Source organism: Staphylococcus sp. SM3655, assembly GCF_016917315.1.
GTDB lineage: Bacteria > Bacillota > Bacilli > Staphylococcales > Staphylococcaceae > Staphylococcus > Staphylococcus aureus.
In genome coordinates this window covers 2,712,816-2,737,086 of record NZ_CP070305.1, presented here as the reverse complement: position 1 = coordinate 2,737,086, position 24,271 = coordinate 2,712,816, and the positions used below count along the sequence as shown (strand labels likewise).

General features: G+C 31.9%; 29 protein-coding genes. 22 read left to right on the top strand and 7 right to left on the bottom strand.

The features are described from left to right. Nucleotides 1-147 precede the first annotated feature (147 nt). The 4 genes from JQN76_RS13485 to dinB all read left to right on the top strand — a co-directional run bounded on the left by JQN76_RS13485 (nucleotide 148) and on the right by dinB (nucleotide 4,554). On the top strand, nucleotides 148-1,095 hold the full coding sequence (locus JQN76_RS13485; RefSeq protein ID WP_001231451.1) for a diacylglycerol kinase: 948 nt from the start codon (nucleotides 148-150) through the stop codon (nucleotides 1,093-1,095). An 80-nt stretch (nucleotides 1,096-1,175) separates the two neighbouring features. Continuing rightward, on the top strand, nucleotides 1,176-2,537 hold the full coding sequence (rlmD, locus tag JQN76_RS13480; protein WP_001147864.1) for a 23S rRNA (uracil(1939)-C(5))-methyltransferase RlmD: 1,362 nt from the start codon (nucleotides 1,176-1,178) through the stop codon (nucleotides 2,535-2,537). A gap of 169 nt (nucleotides 2,538-2,706) precedes the next feature. Beyond that, nucleotides 2,707-3,237 (top strand): DUF3267 domain-containing protein, encoded by a 531-nt coding sequence (locus JQN76_RS13475; protein ID WP_000548781.1) that lies wholly within the window; start codon nucleotides 2,707-2,709, stop codon nucleotides 3,235-3,237. 246 nt (nucleotides 3,238-3,483) lie between these two features. After that, nucleotides 3,484-4,554, top strand: coding sequence for a DNA polymerase IV (dinB, locus tag JQN76_RS13470; RefSeq protein WP_000140176.1), 1,071 nt, complete (start codon nucleotides 3,484-3,486; stop codon nucleotides 4,552-4,554). A 66-nt stretch (nucleotides 4,555-4,620) separates the two neighbouring features. On the opposite strand, the gene JQN76_RS13465 is transcribed toward dinB, so the two are convergent. Next, nucleotides 4,621-5,175, bottom strand: coding sequence for a 3'-5' exonuclease (locus tag JQN76_RS13465; RefSeq protein ID WP_000613865.1), 555 nt, complete (start codon nucleotides 5,173-5,175; stop codon nucleotides 4,621-4,623). Between the two features lie 216 nt (nucleotides 5,176-5,391). Between JQN76_RS13465 and JQN76_RS13460 the strand changes: the two genes are divergently transcribed. After that, the gene (locus tag JQN76_RS13460) at nucleotides 5,392-5,484 is read left to right on the top strand and encodes a hypothetical protein (protein WP_001790679.1); all 93 of its coding nucleotides are present in this window, start codon (nucleotides 5,392-5,394) and stop codon (nucleotides 5,482-5,484) included. Between the two features lie 81 nt (nucleotides 5,485-5,565). Here the strand turns inward: JQN76_RS13460 and ftnA are convergent, their stop codons facing one another. Beyond that, the gene (gene ftnA, locus JQN76_RS13455; RefSeq protein ID WP_000949467.1) at nucleotides 5,566-6,066 is read right to left on the bottom strand and encodes an H-type ferritin FtnA; all 501 of its coding nucleotides are present in this window, start codon (nucleotides 6,064-6,066) and stop codon (nucleotides 5,566-5,568) included. A gap of 291 nt (nucleotides 6,067-6,357) precedes the next feature. On the opposite strand from ftnA, the gene murT reads away from it, so the two are divergent. The 4 genes from murT (at nucleotide 6,358) to JQN76_RS13435 (ending at nucleotide 9,042) form a co-directional block, all read left to right on the top strand. Continuing rightward, nucleotides 6,358-7,671: a lipid II isoglutaminyl synthase subunit MurT gene (gene murT / locus JQN76_RS13450; protein WP_001250335.1), complete on the top strand. Its 1,314-nt coding sequence runs from the start codon at nucleotides 6,358-6,360 to the stop codon at nucleotides 7,669-7,671. A gap of 1 nt (nucleotide 7,672) precedes the next feature. After that, nucleotides 7,673-8,404: a lipid II isoglutaminyl synthase subunit GatD gene (gatD, locus tag JQN76_RS13445; RefSeq protein WP_000544969.1), complete on the top strand. Its 732-nt coding sequence runs from the start codon at nucleotides 7,673-7,675 to the stop codon at nucleotides 8,402-8,404. A gap of 85 nt (nucleotides 8,405-8,489) precedes the next feature. After that, the gene (locus JQN76_RS13440) at nucleotides 8,490-8,600 is read left to right on the top strand and encodes a hypothetical protein (protein WP_001790257.1); all 111 of its coding nucleotides are present in this window, start codon (nucleotides 8,490-8,492) and stop codon (nucleotides 8,598-8,600) included. Nucleotides 8,601-8,628: 28 nt separating this feature from the next. Further along, the gene (locus tag JQN76_RS13435) at nucleotides 8,629-9,042 is read left to right on the top strand and encodes a hypothetical protein (protein WP_001549145.1); all 414 of its coding nucleotides are present in this window, start codon (nucleotides 8,629-8,631) and stop codon (nucleotides 9,040-9,042) included. Between the two features lie 430 nt (nucleotides 9,043-9,472). Here JQN76_RS13435 and JQN76_RS13430 read toward each other — a convergent pair whose 3' ends face one another. Then, nucleotides 9,473-10,459 (bottom strand): FUSC family protein, encoded by a 987-nt coding sequence (locus JQN76_RS13430; RefSeq protein ID WP_000999713.1) that lies wholly within the window; start codon nucleotides 10,457-10,459, stop codon nucleotides 9,473-9,475. A gap of 530 nt (nucleotides 10,460-10,989) precedes the next feature. Here JQN76_RS13430 and map point away from each other — a divergent pair. The 5 genes from map (at nucleotide 10,990) to vraR (ending at nucleotide 14,726) form a co-directional block, all read left to right on the top strand. After that, a complete protein-coding gene (map, locus tag JQN76_RS13425) occupies nucleotides 10,990-11,748 on the top strand; it encodes a type I methionyl aminopeptidase (RefSeq protein WP_000636144.1) in 759 nt (252 codons plus the stop codon). Between the two features lie 216 nt (nucleotides 11,749-11,964). Further along, nucleotides 11,965-12,351, top strand: coding sequence for a hypothetical protein (locus tag JQN76_RS13420; RefSeq protein WP_001110179.1), 387 nt, complete (start codon nucleotides 11,965-11,967; stop codon nucleotides 12,349-12,351). Nucleotides 12,352-12,365: 14 nt separating this feature from the next. Next, nucleotides 12,366-13,067 carry a cell wall-active antibiotics response protein VraT gene (gene vraT, locus JQN76_RS13415; protein ID WP_000149064.1) on the top strand — a complete coding sequence of 234 codons (702 nt, stop codon included), beginning with the start codon at nucleotides 12,366-12,368 and terminating at the stop codon, nucleotides 13,065-13,067. Next, the gene (gene vraS / locus JQN76_RS13410; RefSeq protein WP_001017131.1) at nucleotides 13,064-14,107 is read left to right on the top strand and encodes a sensor histidine kinase VraS; all 1,044 of its coding nucleotides are present in this window, start codon (nucleotides 13,064-13,066) and stop codon (nucleotides 14,105-14,107) included. Before vraT ends, vraS begins: the two co-directional genes overlap by 4 nt. Continuing rightward, nucleotides 14,097-14,726, top strand: coding sequence for a response regulator transcription factor VraR (gene vraR / locus JQN76_RS13405; RefSeq protein WP_000153535.1), 630 nt, complete (start codon nucleotides 14,097-14,099; stop codon nucleotides 14,724-14,726). The genes vraS and vraR overlap by 11 nt, the downstream gene beginning before the upstream one ends. Nucleotides 14,727-14,837: 111 nt before the next feature. Here vraR and JQN76_RS13400 read toward each other — a convergent pair whose 3' ends face one another. The 3 genes from JQN76_RS13400 to JQN76_RS13390 all read right to left on the bottom strand — a co-directional run bounded on the left by JQN76_RS13400 (nucleotide 14,838) and on the right by JQN76_RS13390 (nucleotide 17,079). Next, on the bottom strand, nucleotides 14,838-16,055 hold the full coding sequence (locus JQN76_RS13400) for a YihY/virulence factor BrkB family protein (protein WP_000037079.1): 1,218 nt from the start codon (nucleotides 16,053-16,055) through the stop codon (nucleotides 14,838-14,840). 277 nt (nucleotides 16,056-16,332) lie between these two features. Then, on the bottom strand, nucleotides 16,333-16,608 hold the full coding sequence (locus JQN76_RS13395) for a YtxH domain-containing protein (protein WP_000428172.1): 276 nt from the start codon (nucleotides 16,606-16,608) through the stop codon (nucleotides 16,333-16,335). Nucleotides 16,609-16,614: 6 nt separating this feature from the next. Beyond that, complete coding sequence (locus tag JQN76_RS13390) at nucleotides 16,615-17,079, bottom strand: low molecular weight protein-tyrosine-phosphatase (RefSeq protein WP_000228666.1); 465 nt, start codon at nucleotides 17,077-17,079, stop codon at nucleotides 16,615-16,617. Between the two features lie 146 nt (nucleotides 17,080-17,225). On the opposite strand from JQN76_RS13390, the gene JQN76_RS13385 reads away from it, so the two are divergent. The 3 genes from JQN76_RS13385 to JQN76_RS13375 all read left to right on the top strand — a co-directional run bounded on the left by JQN76_RS13385 (nucleotide 17,226) and on the right by JQN76_RS13375 (nucleotide 19,304). Continuing rightward, nucleotides 17,226-17,426, top strand: coding sequence for a DUF1128 family protein (locus tag JQN76_RS13385; protein ID WP_000180463.1), 201 nt, complete (start codon nucleotides 17,226-17,228; stop codon nucleotides 17,424-17,426). 2 nt (nucleotides 17,427-17,428) lie between these two features. Continuing rightward, nucleotides 17,429-18,685, top strand: coding sequence for an aminopeptidase (locus tag JQN76_RS13380; protein WP_001793428.1), 1,257 nt, complete (start codon nucleotides 17,429-17,431; stop codon nucleotides 18,683-18,685). Between the two features lie 88 nt (nucleotides 18,686-18,773). Further along, the gene (locus tag JQN76_RS13375) at nucleotides 18,774-19,304 is read left to right on the top strand and encodes an acyl-CoA thioesterase (RefSeq protein ID WP_000184384.1); all 531 of its coding nucleotides are present in this window, start codon (nucleotides 18,774-18,776) and stop codon (nucleotides 19,302-19,304) included. A gap of 259 nt (nucleotides 19,305-19,563) precedes the next feature. Here JQN76_RS13375 and yfkAB read toward each other — a convergent pair whose 3' ends face one another. After that, nucleotides 19,564-20,715 (bottom strand): radical SAM/CxCxxxxC motif protein YfkAB, encoded by a 1,152-nt coding sequence (yfkAB, locus tag JQN76_RS13370; RefSeq protein ID WP_001089622.1) that lies wholly within the window; start codon nucleotides 20,713-20,715, stop codon nucleotides 19,564-19,566. 223 nt (nucleotides 20,716-20,938) lie between these two features. Here yfkAB and JQN76_RS13365 point away from each other — a divergent pair, with 223 nt between their 5' ends. The 5 genes from JQN76_RS13365 to JQN76_RS13345 all read left to right on the top strand — a co-directional run bounded on the left by JQN76_RS13365 (nucleotide 20,939) and on the right by JQN76_RS13345 (nucleotide 24,267). Continuing rightward, the gene (locus JQN76_RS13365; RefSeq protein ID WP_001005407.1) at nucleotides 20,939-21,100 is read left to right on the top strand and encodes an SE1561 family protein; all 162 of its coding nucleotides are present in this window, start codon (nucleotides 20,939-20,941) and stop codon (nucleotides 21,098-21,100) included. 130 nt (nucleotides 21,101-21,230) lie between these two features. Continuing rightward, nucleotides 21,231-21,746, top strand: a complete 516-nt coding sequence (locus tag JQN76_RS13360; RefSeq protein WP_000163283.1) for a type 1 glutamine amidotransferase domain-containing protein — start codon at nucleotides 21,231-21,233, stop codon at nucleotides 21,744-21,746. Between the two features lie 340 nt (nucleotides 21,747-22,086). Then, complete coding sequence (gene sgtB, locus JQN76_RS13355; protein ID WP_000830380.1) at nucleotides 22,087-22,896, top strand: monofunctional peptidoglycan glycosyltransferase SgtB; 810 nt, start codon at nucleotides 22,087-22,089, stop codon at nucleotides 22,894-22,896. 260 nt (nucleotides 22,897-23,156) lie between these two features. After that, nucleotides 23,157-23,975 carry a recombination regulator RecX gene (gene recX, locus JQN76_RS13350; protein ID WP_001124419.1) on the top strand — a complete coding sequence of 273 codons (819 nt, stop codon included), beginning with the start codon at nucleotides 23,157-23,159 and terminating at the stop codon, nucleotides 23,973-23,975. Continuing rightward, nucleotides 23,953-24,267, top strand: a complete 315-nt coding sequence (locus JQN76_RS13345) for a YfhH family protein (RefSeq protein WP_000435806.1) — start codon at nucleotides 23,953-23,955, stop codon at nucleotides 24,265-24,267. The genes recX and JQN76_RS13345 overlap by 23 nt, the downstream gene beginning before the upstream one ends. Nucleotides 24,268-24,271 lie beyond the last annotated feature (4 nt).

The window sequence follows — 24,271 nt, the reverse complement described above, 5'->3', positions numbered from 1 at the left end:
AAGAGAATTTCGAAAGGAAATTCTACAGACAATGCAAGTTGGGGTAGAACGAAATAAATTTTGTTAAATATTATTTCTGTCCCACTCCCTATTAGACGAAACAAAGATGAAGTTAAAATATATGAATTTTAAGTAGAGGGATAAGATATGAGGAAACGTGCTAGAATCATTTATAACCCGACATCAGGTAAAGAGCTATTTAAAAGAGAATTACCTGATGCCTTAATAAAATTAGAAAAAGCGGGATATGAAACGAGTGCATATGCAACCGAGAAAATAGGTGATGCCACACTTGAAGCAGAAAGAGCTATGCATGAAAATTATGATGTATTAATCGCTGCAGGTGGTGATGGAACATTAAATGAAGTAGTTAATGGTATCGCAGAAAAGCCTAATCGTCCTAAGCTAGGTGTCATTCCTATGGGTACTGTTAATGACTTTGGACGTGCATTGCATATACCTAATGACATCATGGGGGCACTTGATGTCATCATTGAAGGTCATTCTACTAAAGTAGATATTGGTAAAATGAATAATCGATACTTTATTAATTTAGCTGCAGGCGGACAATTGACGCAAGTCTCTTATGAAACACCGAGTAAATTGAAATCTATTGTTGGTCCATTTGCTTATTACATCAAAGGTTTCGAAATGTTACCTCAAATGAAAGCTGTAGATTTAAGAATTGAATATGATGGTAATGTTTTCCAAGGAGAAGCATTATTATTCTTTTTAGGTTTAACAAATTCAATGGCAGGATTTGAAAAATTAGTGCCGGACGCTAAGTTAGATGACGGCTATTTTACGTTAATTATAGTTGAAAAATCAAACCTTGCAGAACTTGGTCATATTATGACTTTAGCTTCAAGAGGAGAACATACTAAGCATCCTAAAGTTATTTATGAAAAAGCAAAGGCAATTAATATTTCATCATTCACAGACTTACAACTAAATGTAGATGGAGAATATGGTGGTAAATTACCAGCGAATTTCTTAAATCTAGAACGTCATATAGATGTCTTTGCACCTAATGATATTGTAAATGAAGAGTTAATAAATAATGATCATGTTGATGACAATTTAATCGAAGAATAAACAGAAATAGTGAAATATATAATGGCAGGTTAGGAAGCGCATAATTTTGTTCCTAACCTGTTCATTTTGGAGGTAAAATTTTGCAAGCAATAGCTAAAAATGACATAAAAACGGGAACAGTTGTTGATTTAACGCATGAAGGCCATGGTGTCGTAAAAATAGATCGCTTTCCTATTTTCATACCACAAGCTTTAATTAATGAACAAATTGAATATAAAATTATCAAAGTAAAAAAGAACTTTGCGATAGGTAAGTTGCTTAATATAAATACGAGAAGTGAGAATCGTGTTGCACCGCCATGTATATATTATGAACGTTGTGGTGGGTGCCAACTTCAACACTTATCATACGAAGCACAACTTGAAATGAAAAAGGAACAAGTGATTAATTTGTTTCAGCGAAAAGCGCATTTTGATAATTCTAAGATTAACGATACAGTTGGCATGACAGATCCTTGGAGATATCGAAACAAGTCCCAGATTCCAGTTGGTAAGAATGAACAGAATGAAGTTATTATGGGCTTTTATCGTCAAAGAAGCCATGACATTATTGACATGGAAAGTTGTTTAATACAAGATTCACAACATCAAGAAGTGATGAATGAAGTTAAATCTATTTTAAAAGATTTAAATGTAAGTATTTATCAAGAACAATTGAAAAAAGGTTTAATGAGACATTTGGTTGTAAGAACAGGATATCATACAGACGAAATGATGATTATTTTTGTAACTAATGGTAAAAAGTGGCCACAAAAAAATGCTGTTGTTGAGAAGATATTAGATGCATTTCCTAATGTGACAAGTATTAAACAAAACATTAATGATAGCCACTCTAATGTTATTATGGGACGTCAATCTATAACGCTATATGGTAAAGATACAATTATTGATCAATTAACAGATAGTACATTTAAAATAAGTGATCAGTCATTCTACCAAATTAATTCTGAACAAACAGAGAAATTATATAATAAAGCAATTGAGTATGCGCAATTGACAGGTAATGAAGTTGTATTAGATACCTATTGTGGTATTGGAACAATAGGGCTATATATGGCACCACATGCAAAACATGTATACGGTGTTGAAGTAGTACCTTCTGCAATTGAAGACGCACAACAAAATGCGACTATAAACCAATGCAATAATACAACTTTTGTCTGTGGGAAAGCTGAAGAAGTTATTTTACAATGGAAAGCACAAGGGATTAAACCAGATGTTGTAATGGTTGATCCGCCAAGAAAGGGCTGTGACGAAACGTTTATTCAGACTTTGCTTACATTAGAACCTAAGCGTATTGTCTATATTTCATGTAATCCCGCAACACAGCAACGTGATGCATTATTATTAGCTGAAAAATATCAACTTGAAGAGGTAACACCGGTAGATATGTTTCCACAAACAACACATGTTGAGACAGTGGCATTATTCAATTTGAAATAGCGCACATGATTTGAGATAAAATTTCGCCTTAATAAGTGAAGAAAGAAGTCGTATATTAAAATTTTATTACAGCCAATTTACTTTCTTGATATGAACTTTTTAAATTAAATGTGACATTGTATACTATATTTAAAGAAGAATAAGAATGTCATGATCGGGAGGGTTGGTAATGCATAAAATTGATTTAACGACAAATAATTTTCAAATGCGAAGGTTTATTATCTTGCAACTTGTTATTGCGTTATTCGTGATTTTATTTACGTATAAGTGGGCGTTAGGTGTCACAGCGGTTGTCGATCAAAATATCATCATCAATCTTGTATATGGGTTTGCTGGATTCATTATTTTATTGATTTTACATGAACTTATCCATAGAGCATTATTTCTTTTATTTAAAAAAGATAGCAAACCTATGTTTAATATAAAAAAAGACAGAATCTTATTCCAAACAGCAGATGCTTGCTTCAACAAATGGCAATTCTCAATTATTATGCTGTCACCACTAATCCTATTAAGTACTGGCTTGCTTATTTTAATTAAGGTATTTGGTTATTCATCACTTATTTTTATGTTTAGTATGCATACTGCTTATTGCTTTATAGATATTCTGCTTGTTGCATTAACAATATCTAGTAGTTTTAAATATGTTCAACAAGATGAAGATAGTATTTATTTGTATCATCAAAAGCCGACTCAATAATAAATTTTAATATGATGATACCAACAAAATGAATTTGCTTGAATTATTTCAGATTACCTATGTTTTCTTACTCAATCGTCTTCATCATCATGCTTAAATAGCAATTGATTTTATAACAACTTGTAGTTATCTCAATATAGTTATCGCTAAGTGCAAGATTTATGTAAAAAAATCGTACACAGCGTATAATTATGTTGAGATATTTTTGTGCGTTATAAAAGTAAAAATTAGTAGGGAGGTGAGCACTTGACTGAGAGACGAATTATTCATATAGATATGGACTATTTTTTTGCACAAGTCGAAATGAGAGATAACCCCAAATTGAAAGGGAAACCAGTCATTGTTGGTGGTAAAGCAAGCAGTAGGGGTGTTGTCTCTACGGCATCCTATGAAGCACGAAAATACGGCGTCCATTCAGCAATGCCTATGTCACAAGCGCATAAATTATGTCCAAATGGATACTTTGTCACAAGTAATTTTGGTGCTTACCGAGAAACATCTGCGCAGATTATGTCTATTTTCCGAAGTTATACAGATAAGGTAGAACCGATGTCATTGGATGAAGCGTATTTAGATATTACAGAATTAGTGAGACCAGACCTTCCTGCTTCGAAAATTGCTCAGTATATTAGAAAAGATATTCTAGAGCAGACACATTTAACAGCATCTGCAGGTGTTTCTTATAACAAATTTTTAGCTAAATTAGCGAGTGGTATGAATAAACCTGATGGTATGACTGTGATTGATTATCAAAATGTCCATGATATTTTGATGACATTGGATATTGGAGATTTTCCAGGCGTAGGTAAAGCTTCCAAAAAAGTAATGCATGATAATGGTATTTTTAACGGTAGAGATTTATATGAGAAAACGGAATTTGAATTAATACGTTTGTTTGGAAAAAGAGGTCGGGGTTTATATAACAAGGCACGCGGTATTGACCATAGTGAAGTGAAATCATCAAGAGTAAGAAAATCAGTAGGGACTGAACGCACATTTGCAACAGACGTGAATGATGATGAAGAGATTTTAAGAAAAGTATGGGAATTGTCAGGTAAAACAGCTGAACGTCTAAATAAATTACAGAAGTCAGCTAAAACTGTAACGGTTAAAATTAAAACTTATCAATTTGAAACGCTATCTAAACAGATGAGTTTAAGAGATTCGGTTAGTTCTGAAGAAGATATTTATAATATTGCATATTTACTTTATAACGATTTAAAAGACCCTGATGTACCAATTCGACTTATTGGTGTCACTGTAGGTAATTTAGAACAATCAACTTATAAAAATATGACGATATATGACTTTATATAAAATAAAGCTCCCTGCAAAGTTTACATTTTTACAATGCTTACTTTGAAGGGAGTATTTTATTTAGTCCTAGCCTTTATCTTTTAGATTTTTACCATAAATATTAGTTACATATGTTAAATTTTCATAATTTTTCAGTAGCCTAAAAGTAATCATTGCGCATGCTTTGGCATCATTCAATGCATCATGATGACCATGAAAATCTAATTGATAAAACTCCATCATATGTTTTAAACCGTATCGATACGAATCAACGGTTCTTTTAGCAAGTTGATAACTACAAAAGTAAGTTAAATTTGGAGTTGGTAAACCAATATTTTGAATGCTTTGATGTAAGACGTTCATATCAAATGCCGCGTTATGTGCGACAACAGGTAAATCTGCAATAAATTGCATCATATATGGAAATACGTAGTCAAACGTAGGTGCATTTTCAACATCTTCTGGTTGTATGCCATGAACTTTAATATTTTGTTGTGAAAAATAGTCTTGCGGATTCACAAGAGTATGAAATGTTTCTGTTATTTGACTATCAATGACTTTAACCATTCCGACAGAACAAATACTTGTACGTTTACCATTTGCTGTTTCAAAATCAAGTGCAACAAACGCCTCTTGTATCATGTAGTCAATCCTTTCAATTAATTAAATGTATATATTAATAGACTTTTTAGTCATTTGCTTACAAACGATACATAATATTATACGTGAAGGTATAACGTGAAATCTATCATTTGGATGTAACTCTGATTAAAAAGTAAATGATGATATGCTTTAAAATCGGTCAAATTAATTCAACATCAAATTTAGAGTTATTAACATTAGTAGTTTAAAAAATAAATGACTAAAAATACAATAATTAGCCTTGAAAATGAAAAAACGCAGATCAATGATTCAGAAAATGAATCTAGTGATCTCCGTAAAGCAAAATAATATAGACATTGGGTTATTGTAAGTGACCCAAATGCCTATCATGTCGTATGATATTTATCTGTCTATTGTAGTGATGTTTAATTATTCTTCGTCGAATGTACGAGCGCCAAGTTCTTTTTCGTAAAGATATAATGCATTGCTGTCATCGCCGATACGAGTTAAATAATTGATGTGCGTTTCAAACATTGATTCTTCTTCGACTTGTTCATCTAAGAACCAGTTTAAGAATGAGATAGTTGCATAATCTTTATCTTGACGAGCGATTTCAGATAAGTTATAGAAACGTCTTGTTACTTCTTGTTCTTGAGATAAGCTGTCTTTGAAAGTTTCTAGTATGCTTGAAAAGTCAATTTTTGGTGCTGAAACTGCTCTGAATTCTGCATGTGCACCTCTGTCGTTAATATAGTTATAAATCTTTTGTCCATGGAAACGTTCTTCTTTAGCTTGTTGAATGAAGAAGTTTGCAAATCCTTCGTACGATTCTTTATCACAGTATGCTGCCATTGCCATATATGCGTGTGCTGCAAAGTACTCATGGTTCATTTGATCATTTAATGCTTCTAATAAATTTTTACTTAACATTTTGATACACCTCTTATTTGTAAATTAAAATTACTATGAATTAAACTTAGTATAACAAACTCATTCTCAATTGTAAATAATAATAATTATAATTTAATGCCTTATTTTAGCGCTCTAATTGAGAAAATGTATCATTTAGCGATATTTAATTGATAATAAATATCATTTTTAATTATCTAAATGAGAATGATTATAATTTAGAAACACTGTATCAATTTGTGATTGAGAAACTTTTTTGAAGTTGCCTTGTCATGTTATAATGATGCGAGTGGAAATTTGAGGAGGAAACACATGAGACAGTGGACGGCAATCCATCTAGCGAAATTGGCGCGTAAAGCAAGTAGAGCAGTAGGTAAAAGAGGAACAGATTTACCTGGACAAATCGCTAGAAAAGTGGATACAGATATATTAAGAAAATTAGCAGAGCAAGTTGATGATATTGTATTTATCAGTGGAACAAATGGTAAAACAACGACTTCAAACTTAATTGGACATACTTTAAAAGCAAATAATATTCAAATTATACACAATAATGAAGGTGCTAATATGGCTGCAGGTATAACTTCTGCATTCATCATGCAATCAACACCTAAGACTAAAATTGCGGTAATCGAAATTGATGAAGGTTCGATTCCACGTGTGTTAAAAGAAGTTACACCTTCAATGATGGTATTTACTAATTTCTTTAGAGATCAAATGGATCGCTTCGGTGAAATTGATATTATGGTTAATAACATTGCAGAGACAATTAGTAATAAAGGCATCAAATTATTGCTAAATGCTGATGATCCATTTGTGAGTCGTTTGAAAATCGCAAGTGATACGATTGTGTACTATGGTATGAAAGCACATGCCCATGAATTTGAACAAAGTACGATGAATGAAAGTAGATATTGTCCAAACTGTGGTCGCTTATTGCAATACGATTATATTCATTATAATCAAATTGGTCATTATCACTGTCAGTGTGGTTTCAAACGAGAGCAAGCAAAATATGAAATATCAAGTTTTGATGTGGCACCGTTTTTATATTTAAATATCAATGATGAAAAATATGATATGAAAATTGCAGGTGACTTTAACGCTTATAACGCGTTAGCAGCATATACTGTTTTAAGAGAGCTAGGGTTAAATGAACAAACAATTAAAAATGGCTTTGAAACGTATACATCAGACAATGGTCGTATGCAGTACTTTAAAAAAGAACGAAAAGAAGCGATGATCAATTTAGCTAAAAATCCTGCAGGAATGAATGCAAGTTTATCAGTTGGTGAACAATTAGAAGGCGAAAAAGTGTATGTTATTTCGCTAAATGATAACGCTGCAGATGGTCGAGATACTTCATGGATTTATGATGCAGATTTTGAAAAATTATCTAAGCAACAAATTGAAGCTATCATCGTGACAGGTACACGAGCAGAAGAACTTCAATTGCGATTGAAGTTAGCAGAGGTTGAAGTACCAATTATAGTTGAGCATGATATTTATAAAGCAACGGCAAAGACTATGGATTATAAAGGTTTCACAGTTGCAATACCAAACTATACATCATTAGCGCCTATGCTTGAACAATTAAACCGTTCGTTTGAAGGAGGTCAATCATAATATGCATGAATTGACTATTTATCATTTTATGTCAGATAAATTGAATTTATACAGTGATATAGGAAATATTATTGCTTTAAGACAACGTGCTAAAAAACGAAATATTAAAGTTAATGTCGTAGAAATCAATGAAACAGAAGGTATTACCTTTGATGAATGTGATATTTTCTTTATCGGTGGTGGAAGTGATAGAGAACAAGCATTAGCAACAAAAGAATTAAGTAAAATTAAGACACCACTTAAAGAAGCGATTGAAGATGGTATGCCGGGATTAACGATTTGTGGAGGCTATCAATTTTTAGGGAAAAAATATATCACGCCTGATGGTACAGAATTAGAAGGGTTAGGTATTTTAGATTTTTATACTGAATCAAAGACAAACCGATTAACAGGAGATATTGTTATCGAAAGTGATACTTTTGGAACTATTGTAGGTTTTGAAAATCACGGTGGTAGAACATATCATGATTTCGGTACACTTGGTCATGTTACTTTTGGTTATGGTAATAATGATGAAGATAAAAAAGAAGGCATTCATTATAAAAATTTATTAGGTACTTATTTACACGGACCAATTTTACCTAAAAATTACGAAATCACTGATTATCTGTTAGAAAAAGCTTGTGAACGTAAGGGTATTCCGTTTGAGCCTAAAGAAATAGATAATGAAGCGGAAATACAAGCGAAACAAGTATTAATAGACAGAGCAAATAGACAGAAGAAATCTCGTTAACTCTGAACATCGCATCAATGGATTTAATATTGATAAACGATGAAGTTTAGTAATTAATCATATATGTATAAACACACACATTATTTTGGATGGAAACAACCAAATTGATGTGTGTTTTTTTGTTCTAGTGAATAATTATTATACAATGAGTATCTATCCTAGAATTATCAATAGTAATGGTGATTATGCAACATGAAAAAATGAATGATGAAAGGAATTTGACGATGAAGCCTACTAAAGTGATATTAAAAGATGCATCTTATTTACATAGCAAAACATCGATAACATTTATTTTAAAAGATGTAGTTATCGAAGAAGATAATAAAATTTATTATTTCGACACTAGTGCAACTTTCGAAGATCAAGAAGTTAAATTTGAATTTGCACTCTTTGATAGTGACATGGACAATTTGAAACATATGGATTGTGACAATCCTGTTACTGAAATATATTTTATAGAACCTGATTTACATTTTACAATTATTGATTTTAATCAAGAACTGCTTTGTATTTATATTGATTTTGATTCTGGTTTAAGGCATTCAAACATGGCAACAGAATCTGGTATTTCATTAAGGATAAATGTTGCTAAATCAGATTTTACTAAATTTATTAATGAATTAGCCTCTTTACATTAATGATTTAAATCTGATATGTAATTACAATCAAAAAAGACAGCCACATCCCTCCGTAGTTTAGGCGTGTGGCTATATTTGAGTCTGAATATTTATGCTTGTAATTTTAAAAAGGGACATGCTATATACGATAAAAAGAGGCGGGGACATAAATCAATGTTCTATGCTCTACGAAGTTATATTGGCAGTAGTTGACTGAACGAAAATGCGCTTGTAACAAGCTTTTTTCAATTCTAGTCAGGGGCCCCAACAAAGAGAAATTGGATTCCCAATTTCTACAGACAATGCAAGTTGGGGTGTGGGCCCCAACACAGAGAATTTCGAAAAGAAATTCTACAGGCAAAGCGAGTTGGGGTGGGACGACGAAATAAATTTTACGAAAATATCATTTCTGTCCCACTCCCATGGTGCCAATTAGCATAAGGTACTTAAATTAAGCATATCTGCTGTCTAGCAGTCGGTAAATCATTAGAACTTCGTATAGTATATGACTTTTAATTTGATTTTCACCACTAATTTCAAGTGCTTTTATAGTCGAACGTAAAGTTTCTACAGAATCATCTTCTCTCTTAAAAGAACCATCATAAAATATATCTTTGATGCTACTACTAATTTTTAGCAATGCCATTTTTTCGTCACCTGAAAAGTTAACACGAGTATTTTTAGGCAAGTAAATGATATTTGATAAATGAGTGATAAACAAACGATTCGTATATGCACGTTTAGTTAATTGATTGAGTAATTTCCAATCACATTCTTTTTTCTTATGATAGCTTAATTCATCACGTTGATAACTTATTAACGTTTCAACTTGGTTGTTTAAATTGAAAATATTTTTATATGCTTTTTCGCTTTTATCAGATTGCAGTCTTGATAAGATAAGTTCTTGGCAGCGATTGTAAAATAATTTATACATCAAGGCATCTGTCTTACTTAATTTTTCTTCGACCTGACCATAATACTTAGGTGGAAACACCATGAAGTTAATTAAACCTGATGTCACGAGTCCGATAATTGCTGTCAATGTTCGAGACAAAAAGTTGAATATGTAGGCATCATGAATACCTGGAATCATAGCTAATGATGTTAGTACAGCGACATTCGTACCAACTTGCAATTTGAGTTTTGTACAGAATAAAATCGTGAACGTTGCACTCAATGCATATGTAAAAGGTGATTGATCGCCGAATAAATATGTAAATAATACTGCAAAGCCTGCACCAATTACCGTAGCAGGTAATCTACGATAACCTTTAATAAGTGATGCCTTGGCAGTTGGTTCAATTGTGACTACAGCTGTTAAAATGGCATAGATGGGTGTTAAATCTAGTGCCATACAAAAGACAGCTGTTAAAAAAATGGCAATACCAGTTTTAATTGTTCTGGCACCAATTAAATGTTTATACCATTGATCGTTCATTTTTTAACCTCTAATCATCGTAAAATCTTAGCGAGCGCTTTATAATAATAGTATCGTACATTGGAAAAGTTCATGTATGTAAAATATTTGAAATAATCATACTTAAGCATTACTTTGATTTTCATATACATTAATCAAAGTTCTGGGCTCCACAATGTTATATTGTTAGTAGTTGACTGAAATAAAATGCACTTGTAACAAGCATTTTTCAATTATAGTCCGGGGCCCCAACACAGAAGCTGACGAAAAGTCAGCTTACAATAATGTGCAAGTTGGGGTGTGGGCCCCAACATAGAGAATTTCAAAAAAGAAATTCTACAGGCAATGCAGGTTGGCGGGGCCCCAACATAGAGAAATTGGATCTACAATTTCTACAGGCAATGCAAGTTGGGGTACAACGATAAAGAAATATTTTTTCTTTATCACACTATGTCCCACTCACTTTCCAAAATACGAAAGTAACATCTTTAGTATATCAAAGAATTTTTGCTATAATAAGTTATAATTATATAAAAAAGGAACGGGATAAAATGATTGTAAAAACAGAAGAAGAATTACAAGCGTTAAAAGAAATTGGATACATATGCGCTAAAGTGCGCAATACAATGCAAGCTGCAACCAAACCAGGTATCACTACGAAAGAGCTTGATAATATTGCGAAAGAGTTATTTGAAGAATACGGTGCTATTTCTGCGCCAATTCATGATGAAAATTTTCCTGGTCAAACGTGTATTAGTGTCAATGAAGAGGTGGCACATGGGATTCCAAGTAAGCGTGTCATTCGTGAAGGAGATTTAGTAAATATTGATGTATCGGCTTTGAAGAATGGCTATTATGCAGATACAGGCATTTCATTTGTCGTTGGAGAATCAGATAATCCAATGAAACAAAAAGTATGTGACGTAGCAACGATGGCATTTGAGAATGCAATTGCAAAAGTAAAACCAGGTACTAAGTTAAGTAACATTGGTAAAGCGGTGCATAATACAGCTAGACAAAATGATTTGAAAGTCATTAAAAACTTAACAGGTCATGGTGTTGGTTTATCATTACATGAAGCACCAGCACATGTACTTAATTACTTTGATCCAAAAGACAAAACATTATTAACTGAAGGTATGGTATTAGCTATTGAACCGTTTATCTCATCAAATGCATCATTTGTTACAGAAGGTAAAAATGAATGGGCTTTTGAAACGAGCGATAAAAGTTTTGTTGCTCAAATTGAGCATACGGTTATCGTGACTAAGGATGGTCCGATTTTAACGACAAAAATTGAAGAAGAATAGTTCAACATATACTAAGACTAAAGTATGAACATCATTTAGTTCCGGAGCCTATTCATATTGGTTTCGGAACTGTTTTATAATAATTAAGAACACAATCAATGCGTCATTTCAAAAATATGTTGTACTAAAGTAGTTTTTAAGCAAACATATCATCGACATCAACGAAGATACATAGCGCATTTGGTATTTTAAAACTTATTATAAAAGGTGATAGTTATGAACTATGTTGAACGTTATATTGAACAGTTTTTGAGAGCAACAGTAAGAAATAATATCAAGCACTACCTTTTAATGCTAGATGAAAAAATGAAAAATTTAGATGATTATATGCGTTATTTAATTACTAAAAAAGAACAACTTAGCAAGTTAATTGACAGTCTAATGCTAACATTAGAAAATAAATATATTGATATTGCTGAAGCATTTCAAATTCAATGTGCAAGAGAAATCAATAATCAAGAAATTGAAAATATTAAATCAGAGTTGAATAAAGTTGAAGCATATTATGCACAAATTGAAACTCAAATTCAACAAACTTCAACTGAAAAAATAGCAACAGAAAAAACATCGTATCTAATAAATTATATGAACGCTGTGGCATAGAAAGGCGGCGAAACATGACACACAAATATATATCAACGCAAATGTTGATCATTTTTACTGCATTAATGATTATTGCCAATTTTTACTACATATTTTTTGAAAAAATTGGCTTTTTACTCGTTCTATTATTGGGATGTGTATTAGTTTATGTAGGATATCTTTATTTTCATAAAATACGTGGCCTTTTGGCGTTTTGGATAGGCGCGCTATTAATTGCATTCACATTATTGTCTAATAAGTATACAATCATCATCTTGTTCGTCTTTTTATTACTACTTATTGTGCGTTATTTAATACACAAATTTAAACCAAAAAAAGTAGTTGCGACGGATGAGGTTATGACTTCACCATCTTTTATTAAACAAAAGTGGTTTGGTGAGCAACGTACACCAGTTTATGTATATAAATGGGAAGATGTCCAAATTCAACATGGAATTGGCGACCTACATATTGACTTAACAAAAGCTGCAAATATTAAGGAAAATAATACCATTGTTGTTAGACACATTTTAGGTAAAGTGCAGGTTATATTGCCGGTTAATTACAATATTAATTTACATGTAGCTGCTTTTTATGGAAGTACTTACGTGAATGAAAAATCATATAAAGTTGAAAATAACAATATTCATATTGAAGAAATGATGAAACCGGATAACTATACAGTTAATATCTACGTATCAACGTTTATCGGAGACGTAGAGGTGATTTATCGATGAACCACTACATTAGAACAATTGGTTCAATGCTCATCTTAGTATATAGCATGCTAGCTGCATTTCTATTCATCGATAAAGTTTTTGTAAATATCATCTATTTTCAAGGTATGTTTTATACACAAATATTCGGAATACCAGTCTTTTTATTTTTAAATCTCATCATCATATTATTGTGTATTATTGTTGGTTCGGTACTCGCATACAAAATCAATCAGCAAAATGATTGGATTAAGACGCAAATTGAGCGTTCAATGGAAGGCGAAACAGTTGGCATTAATGATCAAAATATAGAAATATATAGTGAAACGTTAGATTTATACCATACACTCGTACCTTTAAATCAAGAATTGCATAAGTTGCGACTTAAAACTCAAAATTTAACCAATGAAAATTATAATATTAATGATGTGAAAGTTAAAAAGATTATTGAAGATGAACGTCAAAGACTAGCTCGAGAACTTCACGATTCTGTTAGTCAGCAACTTTTTGCGGCAAGTATGATGCTTTCTGCTATCAAAGAAACGAAGTTAGAACCACCATTAGACCAACAAATTCCGATTTTAGAGAAAATGGTTCAAGATTCGCAGTTAGAAATGCGTGCTTTGCTGTTACATTTAAGACCGCTTGGTTTAAAAGACAAATCTTTAGGTGAGGGTATTAAAGATTTAGTTATTGATTTACAAAAAAAAGTGCCGATGAAAGTTGTGCATGAAATACAAGATTTTAAAGTGCCTAAAGGTATTGAAGATCATTTGTTCAGAATTACACAGGAAGCAATTTCGAATACATTGCGTCATTCAAACGGTACAAAAGTGACAGTAGAATTGTTTAATAAAGACGATTATTTATTGTTGAGAATTCAAGACAATGGTAAAGGTTTTAATGTTGATGAAAAATTAGAACAAAGTTATGGACTTAAAAATATGCGTGAAAGAGCTTTGGAAATTGGTGCAACGTTCCATATTGTATCATTGCCAGATTCAGGTACACGTATCGAGGTGAAAGCACCTTTAAATAAGGAGGATTCGTATGACGATTAAAGTATTGTTTGTGGATGATCATGAAATGGTACGTATAGGAATTTCAAGTTATCTATCAACGCAAAGTGATATTGAAGTAGTTGGTGAAGGCGCTTCTGGTAAGGAAGCAATTGCCAAAGCCCATGAGTTGAAGCCAGATTTAATTTTAATGGATTTACTTATGGAAGACATGGATGGTGTAGAAGCGACGACTCAGATTAAAAAAGATTTACCGCAAATTAAAGTATTAATGTTAACTAGTTTTATTGAAGATAAAGAGGTATATCGTGCATTAGATGCAGGTGTCGATAGTTACATTTTAAAAACAACAAGTGCAAAAGATATCGCCGATGCAGTTCGTAAAACTTCTAGAGGAGAATCTGTTTTTGAACCGGAAGTTTTAGTGAAAATGCGTAACCGTATGAAAAAGCGCGCAGAGTTATATGAAATGCTTACAGAACGAGAAATGGAAATATTATTATTGATTGCGAAAGGTTACTCAAATCAAGAAATTGCTAGTGCATCGCATATTACTATTAAAACGGTTAAGACACATGTGAGTAACATTTTAAGTAAGTTAGAAGTGCAAGATAGAACACAAGCTGTCATCTATGCATTCCAACATAATTTAATTCAATAGTTCGTATTGAATTAAGAAAAGTTACTTACGCCAATCACAATATAACATCAAATAGACACCAAAAACAGAGGTCTTCGCAATCATTAGCGAAAACCTCTGTTTTGTTGGTGTTTAGTCTTTTTTAAGCTTATCAACGATTTTGTCTTTTATATTTTTATCATCTTCTGGATAGGTATCACTAGGATGTTCATCAACATGGTACGTACGTTGATGTGTTGCATTACTATCTTCATCATATTCGTATCTAGTGTTCTCATTATAATGATTTTTATTATTGTCATCATGTTCTAATGCTGCTTCTTCAGGTGTTTTACCTTTAATTACACTACGCTGATGAATGATTGCATTGATTTCAGCACCGACAATTATAATAAAACTTGTGATATATAACCATAGTAACAAAATGATGATACCCGCGATACTGCCATATGTTTTAGAATAGTTACCAAAATTTGAAATATACCAACCAAAACCAAATGAACCAGCTAACCAAATAATTGAAGTAAATACTGCACCTGGTAATACTGACTTAAGCTTCGTTTTAACGTTAGGTGCAACCGAATATAACACGATAAATACGATAAATATAATAATGATTGGTAACACAATTCTAATAAGGTTAAAAATCCATTTCACTTGTTCGTCAAATCCAAGTGGACCGAATAGGAAATGACTAATTACAGAACCAAGCGTTGGTAATGCTAGAGCAACTACAAACACAACGCCCATAACTACAGTGAAGACAACACTTAGTAGTTTTAATACGATTCCATTACGGCTATCTTCTACATCGTAAGCAACATTGAAAGAATTCATAATTGCAGTCATTCCATTTGAAGCTGACCAAATTGCTAAAATCAAACCGATAGATAATAAGCCACCACTGGAGTTTTGAGTTATATCACCAATTACACTCTTAATTAGAGTAGATGTTTCAGCGGGTGCATTGCTTAACATATTAGTAATTTGACTCTGCTTAATATTGAAAAATGGTAATAATGTTAATAGGAAAAGCAACATAGGGAACATAGCAAGTACGAAATGGTAAGTCATTTGTGCTGCTAGTCCTGAGGCATCATCTTTTCCTATGCGATAGATGAGATATGATAAGAAATTAGAGTCTTTCTTATATTTTGCAGGTTTATTTAATCTTGATAAGAAGAAAACCTGATCATCTTTTTTAGGTTTCTTAGATTGGAATTGTTGAGGTTCAATATATGTACGATCAACATCAATTTTGGGATTACTTTTATTTTTCTTTTTTGACTCCTCTTGTGCTTCCTTAACAGAATTAAGATATTTTGAAGAAGAGTGATCCTTTTTCGACATGTGCACTCCTTAACCTTTCTCTATGTAATGTTTTATAAAGTAACTATTAGTATTTATCCAATTATAAAAAAACTAAACAATGATATGCTTTAAAAATGATAATATTATAGAAATTAATTGATTTAAATCTTTCATAGGCTATTTTGATTTAAAATTAAAACAAAGGCAATACTGAAACAATGCAGTTTGGCCAATCATTGTATTATCATTTAATAATGATAACTATGAAAGGCGTACACCAAATTGTTAAGTATTGCCTTATAAAAACAAAATCATCTTAGCGTTGATTTTTTCTATTAACAAATGTTTCTTTCGCATCTTTTAATGAACGTTCTAATTCAGGATTATTACGACGAATTTCTTCAACAACATCTTTCCAGTATAAAACTTCGTCTTTAATCTTGCTGACTTTAGAAGGCTTACGAGTGCGGTTACCATTTTTTGCATCTTTAACTGATTGAACTAAAGCTTGACGTGTAGATTTATCAGCTAAACTAATTGCACCACCAATTACGGCACCAATTAAAATACCAGGAACAAATTTATTTTCCATAAAAAACTACCCCTCTTTCAAATTTGCATCTTTTACGATGTAGTCTATTAAATTATCACAAGATGATAATACCATGTCGTATACACCTTCAAAATTATTCGTGTAGTATGGATCTGGTACATCACTCTCTTCCATATTACTAAATTCTAACAGTTTGAACAATTGTCCCTTAAGATTAGGATTGATAGATTTAATATTATCAACGTTACTTTGATCCATAGCCACAATGTAATCAAAATCATCTGTCGCTTCGAATAATTCACTAATCATGCCATCAAATGGAATATTGTGTTTGTTGAGAATTTTTTGTGTACCTTCATGAGGCGGCTCTCCTAAATTCCAGCTACCAGTACCTCTTGAATGTACTTTAATATCATGAATATTTCTGTCTTTAAGTCTTTGTCGCATGATTGCTTCTGCCATTGGAGAACGACATATATTGCCAAGACAGACAAATGCTACATCTACCATTTTGATTCCTCCAAACTATGTAGTTATATCCCCATTTTATAGCGACTTTAAACAATAAGAAAGCAGATTATATAAAATTCTATTAAAGTTTATTAAATTGTGATACTTTGATAACATAACTATTATTAGAGGTGAACATTGTGGCTATGACAAATGAAGAGAAAGTATTATCTATTAGAGAGAAGTTAAATATTGTTAATCAAGGATTATTAGATCCTGAAAAATATAAAAATGCAAATGAAGAAGAATTAACAGATATATATGATTTTGTTCAATCAAGAGAAAGATTGTCGCCAAGTGAAGTGACAGCTATTGCTGACGCTTTAGGACAATTGCGACACGACTAGGAGTGGGAATTTTGACTAATTACAAAGAAAAGTTACAACAATACGCTGAACTATTAGTTAAGGTTGGTATGAATGTTCAACCAAAACAGCCAGTATTTATTAGATCATCAGTAGAAACATTAGAATTAACGCATTTAATTGTAGAAGAAGCATATCATTGTGGCGCTTCAGATGTACGTGTTGTATATAGCGATCCAACCTTAAAACGCTTAAAATTTGAAAATGAATCTGTGGAACATTTTGCTAATCATGAGATAAAATCATATGATGTTGAAGCGAGAATGGATTACGTTAAACGTGGCGCTGCTAATTTAGCACTTATTAGTGAAGATCCTGATTTAATGGATGGTATCGATAGCCAAAAATTACAAGCATTTCAACAACAAAACGCACGCGCATTTAAAGGATATATGGAAAGTGTACAAAAAAATCAATTTCCATGGGTCGTAGCTGCTTTTCCATCTAAAGCTTGGGCGAAGAGAGTGTATCCTGAACTATCTGTGGAAGAAGCATATATTAAGTTTATTGACGAGGTATTCGATATTGTGCGAATTGATGGTAACGATCCAGTTGAAAATTGGCGTCAACACATCGCTAATTTAAGTGTTTACGCTCAAAAGTTACAACAAAAAAATTACCATGCGTTGCATTATGTATCTGAAGGTACTGATTTAACAGTAGGTTTAGCGAAAAATCATATCTGGGAAGATGCTACAAGTTATGTTAACGGCAAGGAACAAGCTTTTATTGCTAATATACCAACTGAAGAAGTATTTACAGCACCAGATCGAAATAGAGTAGATGGATATGTTACTAATAAATTGCCTTTAAGTTATAATGGCACAATTATCGATCAATTTAAATTGATGTTTAAAGATGGAGAGATTATTGATTTTTCAGCTGAAAAAGGTGAAGCGGTATTGAAAGATTTAATCAATACTGATGAAGGTTCAAGAAGATTAGGTGAAGTAGCATTAGTACCTGATGATTCACCGATATCAAATCGTAATACCATTTTTTACAATACTTTATTTGATGAAAATGCAGCATGTCATTTAGCGATTGGATCTGCTTACGCCTTTAATATTCAAGGTGGAACGGAAATGACTGTTGAGGAAAAGATTGCAAGCGGATTAAATGATTCAAACGTACATGTCGATTTCATGATTGGTAGTAGTGATTTGACTATTTATGGCATATTCGAAGATGGTTCAAAAGAACTAGTATTTGAAAATGGAAATTGGGCATCAACATTTTAATAAATGTATTTTGAGGTGCTGAGTAGGAAATGAAACATGTATTTAAAGGTCAAATACGTGATTAAAGTATAGATTGGGAGATAAAATAATGACAAATCAGGACAGACCAATGAAATCTATGTCAGAATCAAAATGTTATAAAAATAGACAAGTTTTCCCTCAAGATACGAATCACCATCATACAATGTTTGGTGGTACATTGATGGCTAATATTGATGAAATTGCAGCAATCACAGCTATGAAACATGCTGGTGCGCAAGTAGTTACCGCATCTACAGACTCAGTAGATTTCTTAAAGCCGATTAAAACAGGGGACATATTACAATACGTAGCGATGGTTTCATACGCTGGGACTAGTTCAATGGAAGTGGTCGTTCAAATTAGAATTGACGATGTATTTAATAACAAGCATGATTTAGCTGCATTAAGTTACCTAACATTTGTTGCGTTAGATGATGAAGGCAAACCTAAACATGTACCTGGTGTATATCCAGAAGATGATGTTGAAAAATGGTTTTATGATACAGTACCACAACGTGTTGAACGAAGAAAAGCACGTCGCATTGAAAGTAAACAAACAATTGAATATTTAGCTCAAGTGCAACATATTAGAGACTAAAAATATAAAGACAGATTGTTAAGGATGAATTGAACTGTTATGTTCGAATATTCCACCTACAATCTGTCTTTTTGATTATGCACGTTTATGCTTTTAGTTAAAATTTAACCCTTTTATTATAGACTATTAGTCCTATTAAATGACCTTTATTATTAAAGTAGAGTACTGCCAGCAATTAATTGTTTTTTATTTTATAATAGCATTAAAATATGCGGAGACTACTTATCGATAAAGTGCTTCTCCGCATAATTAAGAGTTTTTAAAATTGTATAATTTGTGGTTGTTTGTGCATATGACGCTCATTATCTTTAAAATCCATATTCGGATAGTACATATTTTTAACAAGAACATTTGGTCCTAAACAACTAAACTCGGAACAATGACAATTTAATGATTTAGCAAGATCAGAGGATAACCATTTATCAAATACATCTGTTAATTTATCTTTTTGTATATTCGAAATTGTACCTGTTTCATCTCCGAAATCAGTTACGATTACATTACCTGTAAATACATTGACATTTAAACGACTACGGCCATCCGGGTCATTTCTAGTCGTTACATTTTTAGCAGTTCTTAAACGTGATAGTAACTTTTGATCTTCATCATCTTTTAAGCATGGAAACACAGGCAAAGTACCAAATAACATCCAAATATCTTCATCTCTGAAATCCAATATATCATGAATTGTCTTTTTCATTTCCGCTAGAGTTAACACATTTAATTGACTTGCAAAGTCAGCTGGATACATAGGGTGAATCTCGTGTCTGCTACATTTCATATCATGAACGACTTCTTGATGTATTTTTCGTAAATGTGGTAGCGTACTTTGATTGAGCATTGTTTCCGCAGATACAAACATTCCTTGTTCTGATAATGTACGTGCATTCGAAATCATTTGTTCATATAATTTTAACTTAGCTTTTAACGGTGGTTGCTTCTTCATTGCGCCAAAGCCAACATTTGCGAATTCATCAGTTGTTCCCCAGTTATGTGAGATATGCATAACATCGATATATTCAGCAATATCTAAATAACGATCTTGAGGCAATGTTAGGTTTGAATTCATTTGTGTATATATACCTCGATGATGTGCATACTTTAATAGAGGTTTAACAACATTTCTAATAGACTTTTTAGAAAACATTGGTTCGCCACCTGTAATTGACATCGTTCGCAGATTTGGAATTTCATCAAGTCTACGATAAATTAAGTCCATATCTAAAGGCTCGGGATCGACAGTTTGTAAAGTATAACCAACTGCACAGTGGCTACAACGCATATTACAAAGATTTGTAGTTGTAAATTCGATGTTACTTAAAGTTAATTGGCCATGTTCTTTAACATCGTTATATGATTCCCATGGATCATTGTAAATGCTAACAGGTTGCTTCAATTTGACGCTATTCATCGTCTTAAACTTCCTTCTTTCTATTTGGTTCATATCGGTATGATACCACTTCGTATTATCACTCGTAACAAATTATCTCTTAATTTTAGTTAATTGAAAAGGGGATTTTTAAAAGTCAAAATAATTTGAATGTCATAAATATAGCTAAGATTATATCGCTTTAACGCAATTTCTGTTAGGATAATAATGAAAAAGAAAACAAAATAAAAGGAGTTAACTTTTTATGAATGAACAGCAAACAATCGAACAGATAAAAGCGCGTTTAAATAAGTTTATTGAGGATATCGATCATGTAAATCCTGATGAAGTACGTGTTGAAGATATAGATGAATGGATTGGATTGTTAGATCAGCTTGAAGAAAAGGTTAAATTAGTATCTAAGTAAATGCCACATAAGATGTGTTAGGGTTAGATATCGCGACAGTCGCTTAATAATTTTTATATCTTGTATGTTTAATCACTGATTTACTTGTCTATAGTAATTATATCAATGATATATAGAAAGGTGATTTTCAATGACTAAAAAAGTAGCAATTATTCTAGCAAACGAATTTGAAGATATAGAATATTCAAGCCCTAAAGAGGCATTAGAGAATGCAGGCTTTAATACTGTAGTGATTGGAGATACTGCAAATAGTGAAGTTGTTGGTAAACACGGTGAAAAAGTTACTGTCGATGTAGGCATTGCAGAAGCTAAACCAGAAGATTATGATGCATTATTAATTCCTGGAGGATTTTCACCAGATCATTTACGTGGAGATACAGAAGGTCGATATGGCACATTTGCTAAATACTTTACTAAAAATGATGTACCAACATTTGCCATTTGTCATGGGCCACAAATACTAATAGATACAGACGATTTAAAAGGTCGTACGTTAACAGCAGTATTAAATGTACGCAAAGATTTATCAAATGCAGGCGCACATGTAGTTGATGAGTCAGTAGTTGTAGACAACAATATTGTAACAAGTCGAGTACCAGACGATTTAGATGATTTTAATCGAGAAATCGTTAAACAATTACAATAGAAGTATTGTGGTTATCGATTGTTAAAATTTATATATTTTCGTTTGAAATGAAATATGGATTTTAGTTTTAATAAATGAATAACAAATAAAAGGTCGTCTCTATTGGCATTTAATAGGGATGGTCTTTTATTTTTACAAAATATAACAATATTTGACATGATTAATATTTAAAATTGCAATGATTTATCTATAATTTTTTCAAAAAACAAAAAAGTAAGTATGATGGCGTATACGATTGTAAGCCCTTGGACTGATTTTCCCAAAAAGTGTAGCCTATTTGTGATAGTACTGGTAAACTCAAGGTATATACTAAGTGAGTTTTAAAAGAAGGAGCAAACGCATGAAAAGAAGCGATAGGTACTCAAACTCAAATGAACATTTTGAGCATATGAAACACGAACCTCACTATAATACGTATTATCAACCAGTTGGCAAACCGCCGAAAAAGAAAAAAAGTAAACGAATACTATTGAAAATATTATTAACCATTCTAATCATTATCGCATTGTTTATTGGTATCATGTATTTTTTATCTACACGCGATAATGTGGATGAACTAAGAAAAATTGAAAATAAAAGTAGTTTTGTGTCAGCTGATAACATGCCAGAGTATGTTAAAGGTGCCTTTATTTCAATGGAAGATGAACGATTCTACAATCATCATGGATTCGATTTGAAAGGTACAACTAGAGCTTTATTTTCAACGATTAGCGACAGAGATGTGCAAGGTGGTAGTACCATTACACAACAAGTTGTCAAAAATTATTTTTATGATAATGATCGTTCATTTACTAGAAAAGTAAAAGAATTATTTGTAGCTCATCGAGTTGAAAAACAATATAATAAGAACGAAATTTTAAGCTTTTATTTAAATAATATTTACTTTGGGGATAATCAATATACGCTTGAGGGCGCAGCAAACCATTACTTTGGAACAACCGTGAATAAAAATAGTACAACAATGTCTCACATAACAGTTTTACAAAGCGCTATTTTAGCTAGTAAAGTCAATGCACCTAGCGTATATAATATCAATAATATGTCAGAGAATTTTACGCAACGTGTAAGCACGAACTTAGAAAAAATGAAGCAACAAAATTATATCAATGAAACACAATATCAACAGGCTATGTCACAATTAAATCGTTAAATACTTGCATTCATGTGTAAGATGCTTGGAACTATAATGTAGAAGGTTTAATTGAAATGTCATAATGATAAAGTTGAATTGTTTCTGCTTTATAAATTTTACAGATTTGCTTGTAATCACACTTTCATTTTAAAAGATGATAGTGTGATTTTTTGTTAGCATCGAAAAATATTTAAAGTTAAACATTTGCTATAGGAAGTGGCTTATTGAATAATAAAAGAGTATTGTATTAAAACTTAAGAAAGTAACGGGGTGATCCAGTGCCGAAGATTACTAAAATAGAAGTTCAAAAGAAAAACAAAGAACGGTTTAATCTTTTTTTAGACGAACAATTTGAAATGGGTATAGATATTGATACATTAGTCAAATTTAATTTAAAAAAAGGGCAACAACTTGAAGCTGCTGACATGGCAGAGATTCAAAAGTATGATCATTATCGCATAGGTTTAAATAAAGCAATCCAATATTTATCATATAAAAAGAGAACTGAAAAAGAAGTTATACAATATTTACAAAAAGAAGAGATATCAGAGCAAGCGATTTCTGAAGTGATTGAATATTGTTATCGCGAAAAGTTAATCGACCATCAAGATTATGCGGAAAGTTTAAAAAATACAATGATTCGCACGACAGATAAAGGACCTAAAATTTATCAACAAAAACTATATCAACTTGGTATAGAACCAAATATCATTGAAATATTTACAGAACTTTATAGAGAACAACAGGAACTTGATGATATTATCCAAATTGCTGAAAAAATATCTAAAACAAAAAAAGGGCCACAAAATAAAGTTAAAGAAAAAGTAATGCAATCTTTAATTCAAAAAGGGTTTGAAATGGAAACCATTCATGCTGTATTGAATGAAATGGATTTTACACAAGATGAAGCGGTTTTAGACGATTTATTACAACGAGATTTAGAAAAAATTTATAATAAAAATCGAAAGAAGTACACGCAACAGAAATTAATTTCAAAAACTATCGAAGGCCTTATGAGAAAAGGATATAAATATGATAAAATTAAAGCTAAATTAGAAGAAAGTGGTATTGCCGATGGAACAGAAGAAATTGAGTGAGATGTCTGAGCCAGAATTAAGACACGAAATACAACTTTATAAAGAGAAAATGAGAAAAGCTGAGATGAATGGTATTTTAAATGAATATGACGTTTATCAAAGTAAAGTAATTGTTGCCGAAAGTTACTTAGTAGACAGAAAAAAGATAGAAATTGGTAAAATTTATAAACTGACTGATGGCAGTAATCAATATTTTAAAGTAGAAAGATTAAAAGGTATTTTTGCGTGGGGGTTTAGATTTAATAGCGATGAACCCGAAGAAGGCTTACCTATAGCGTTATTACAATTATAGAAGG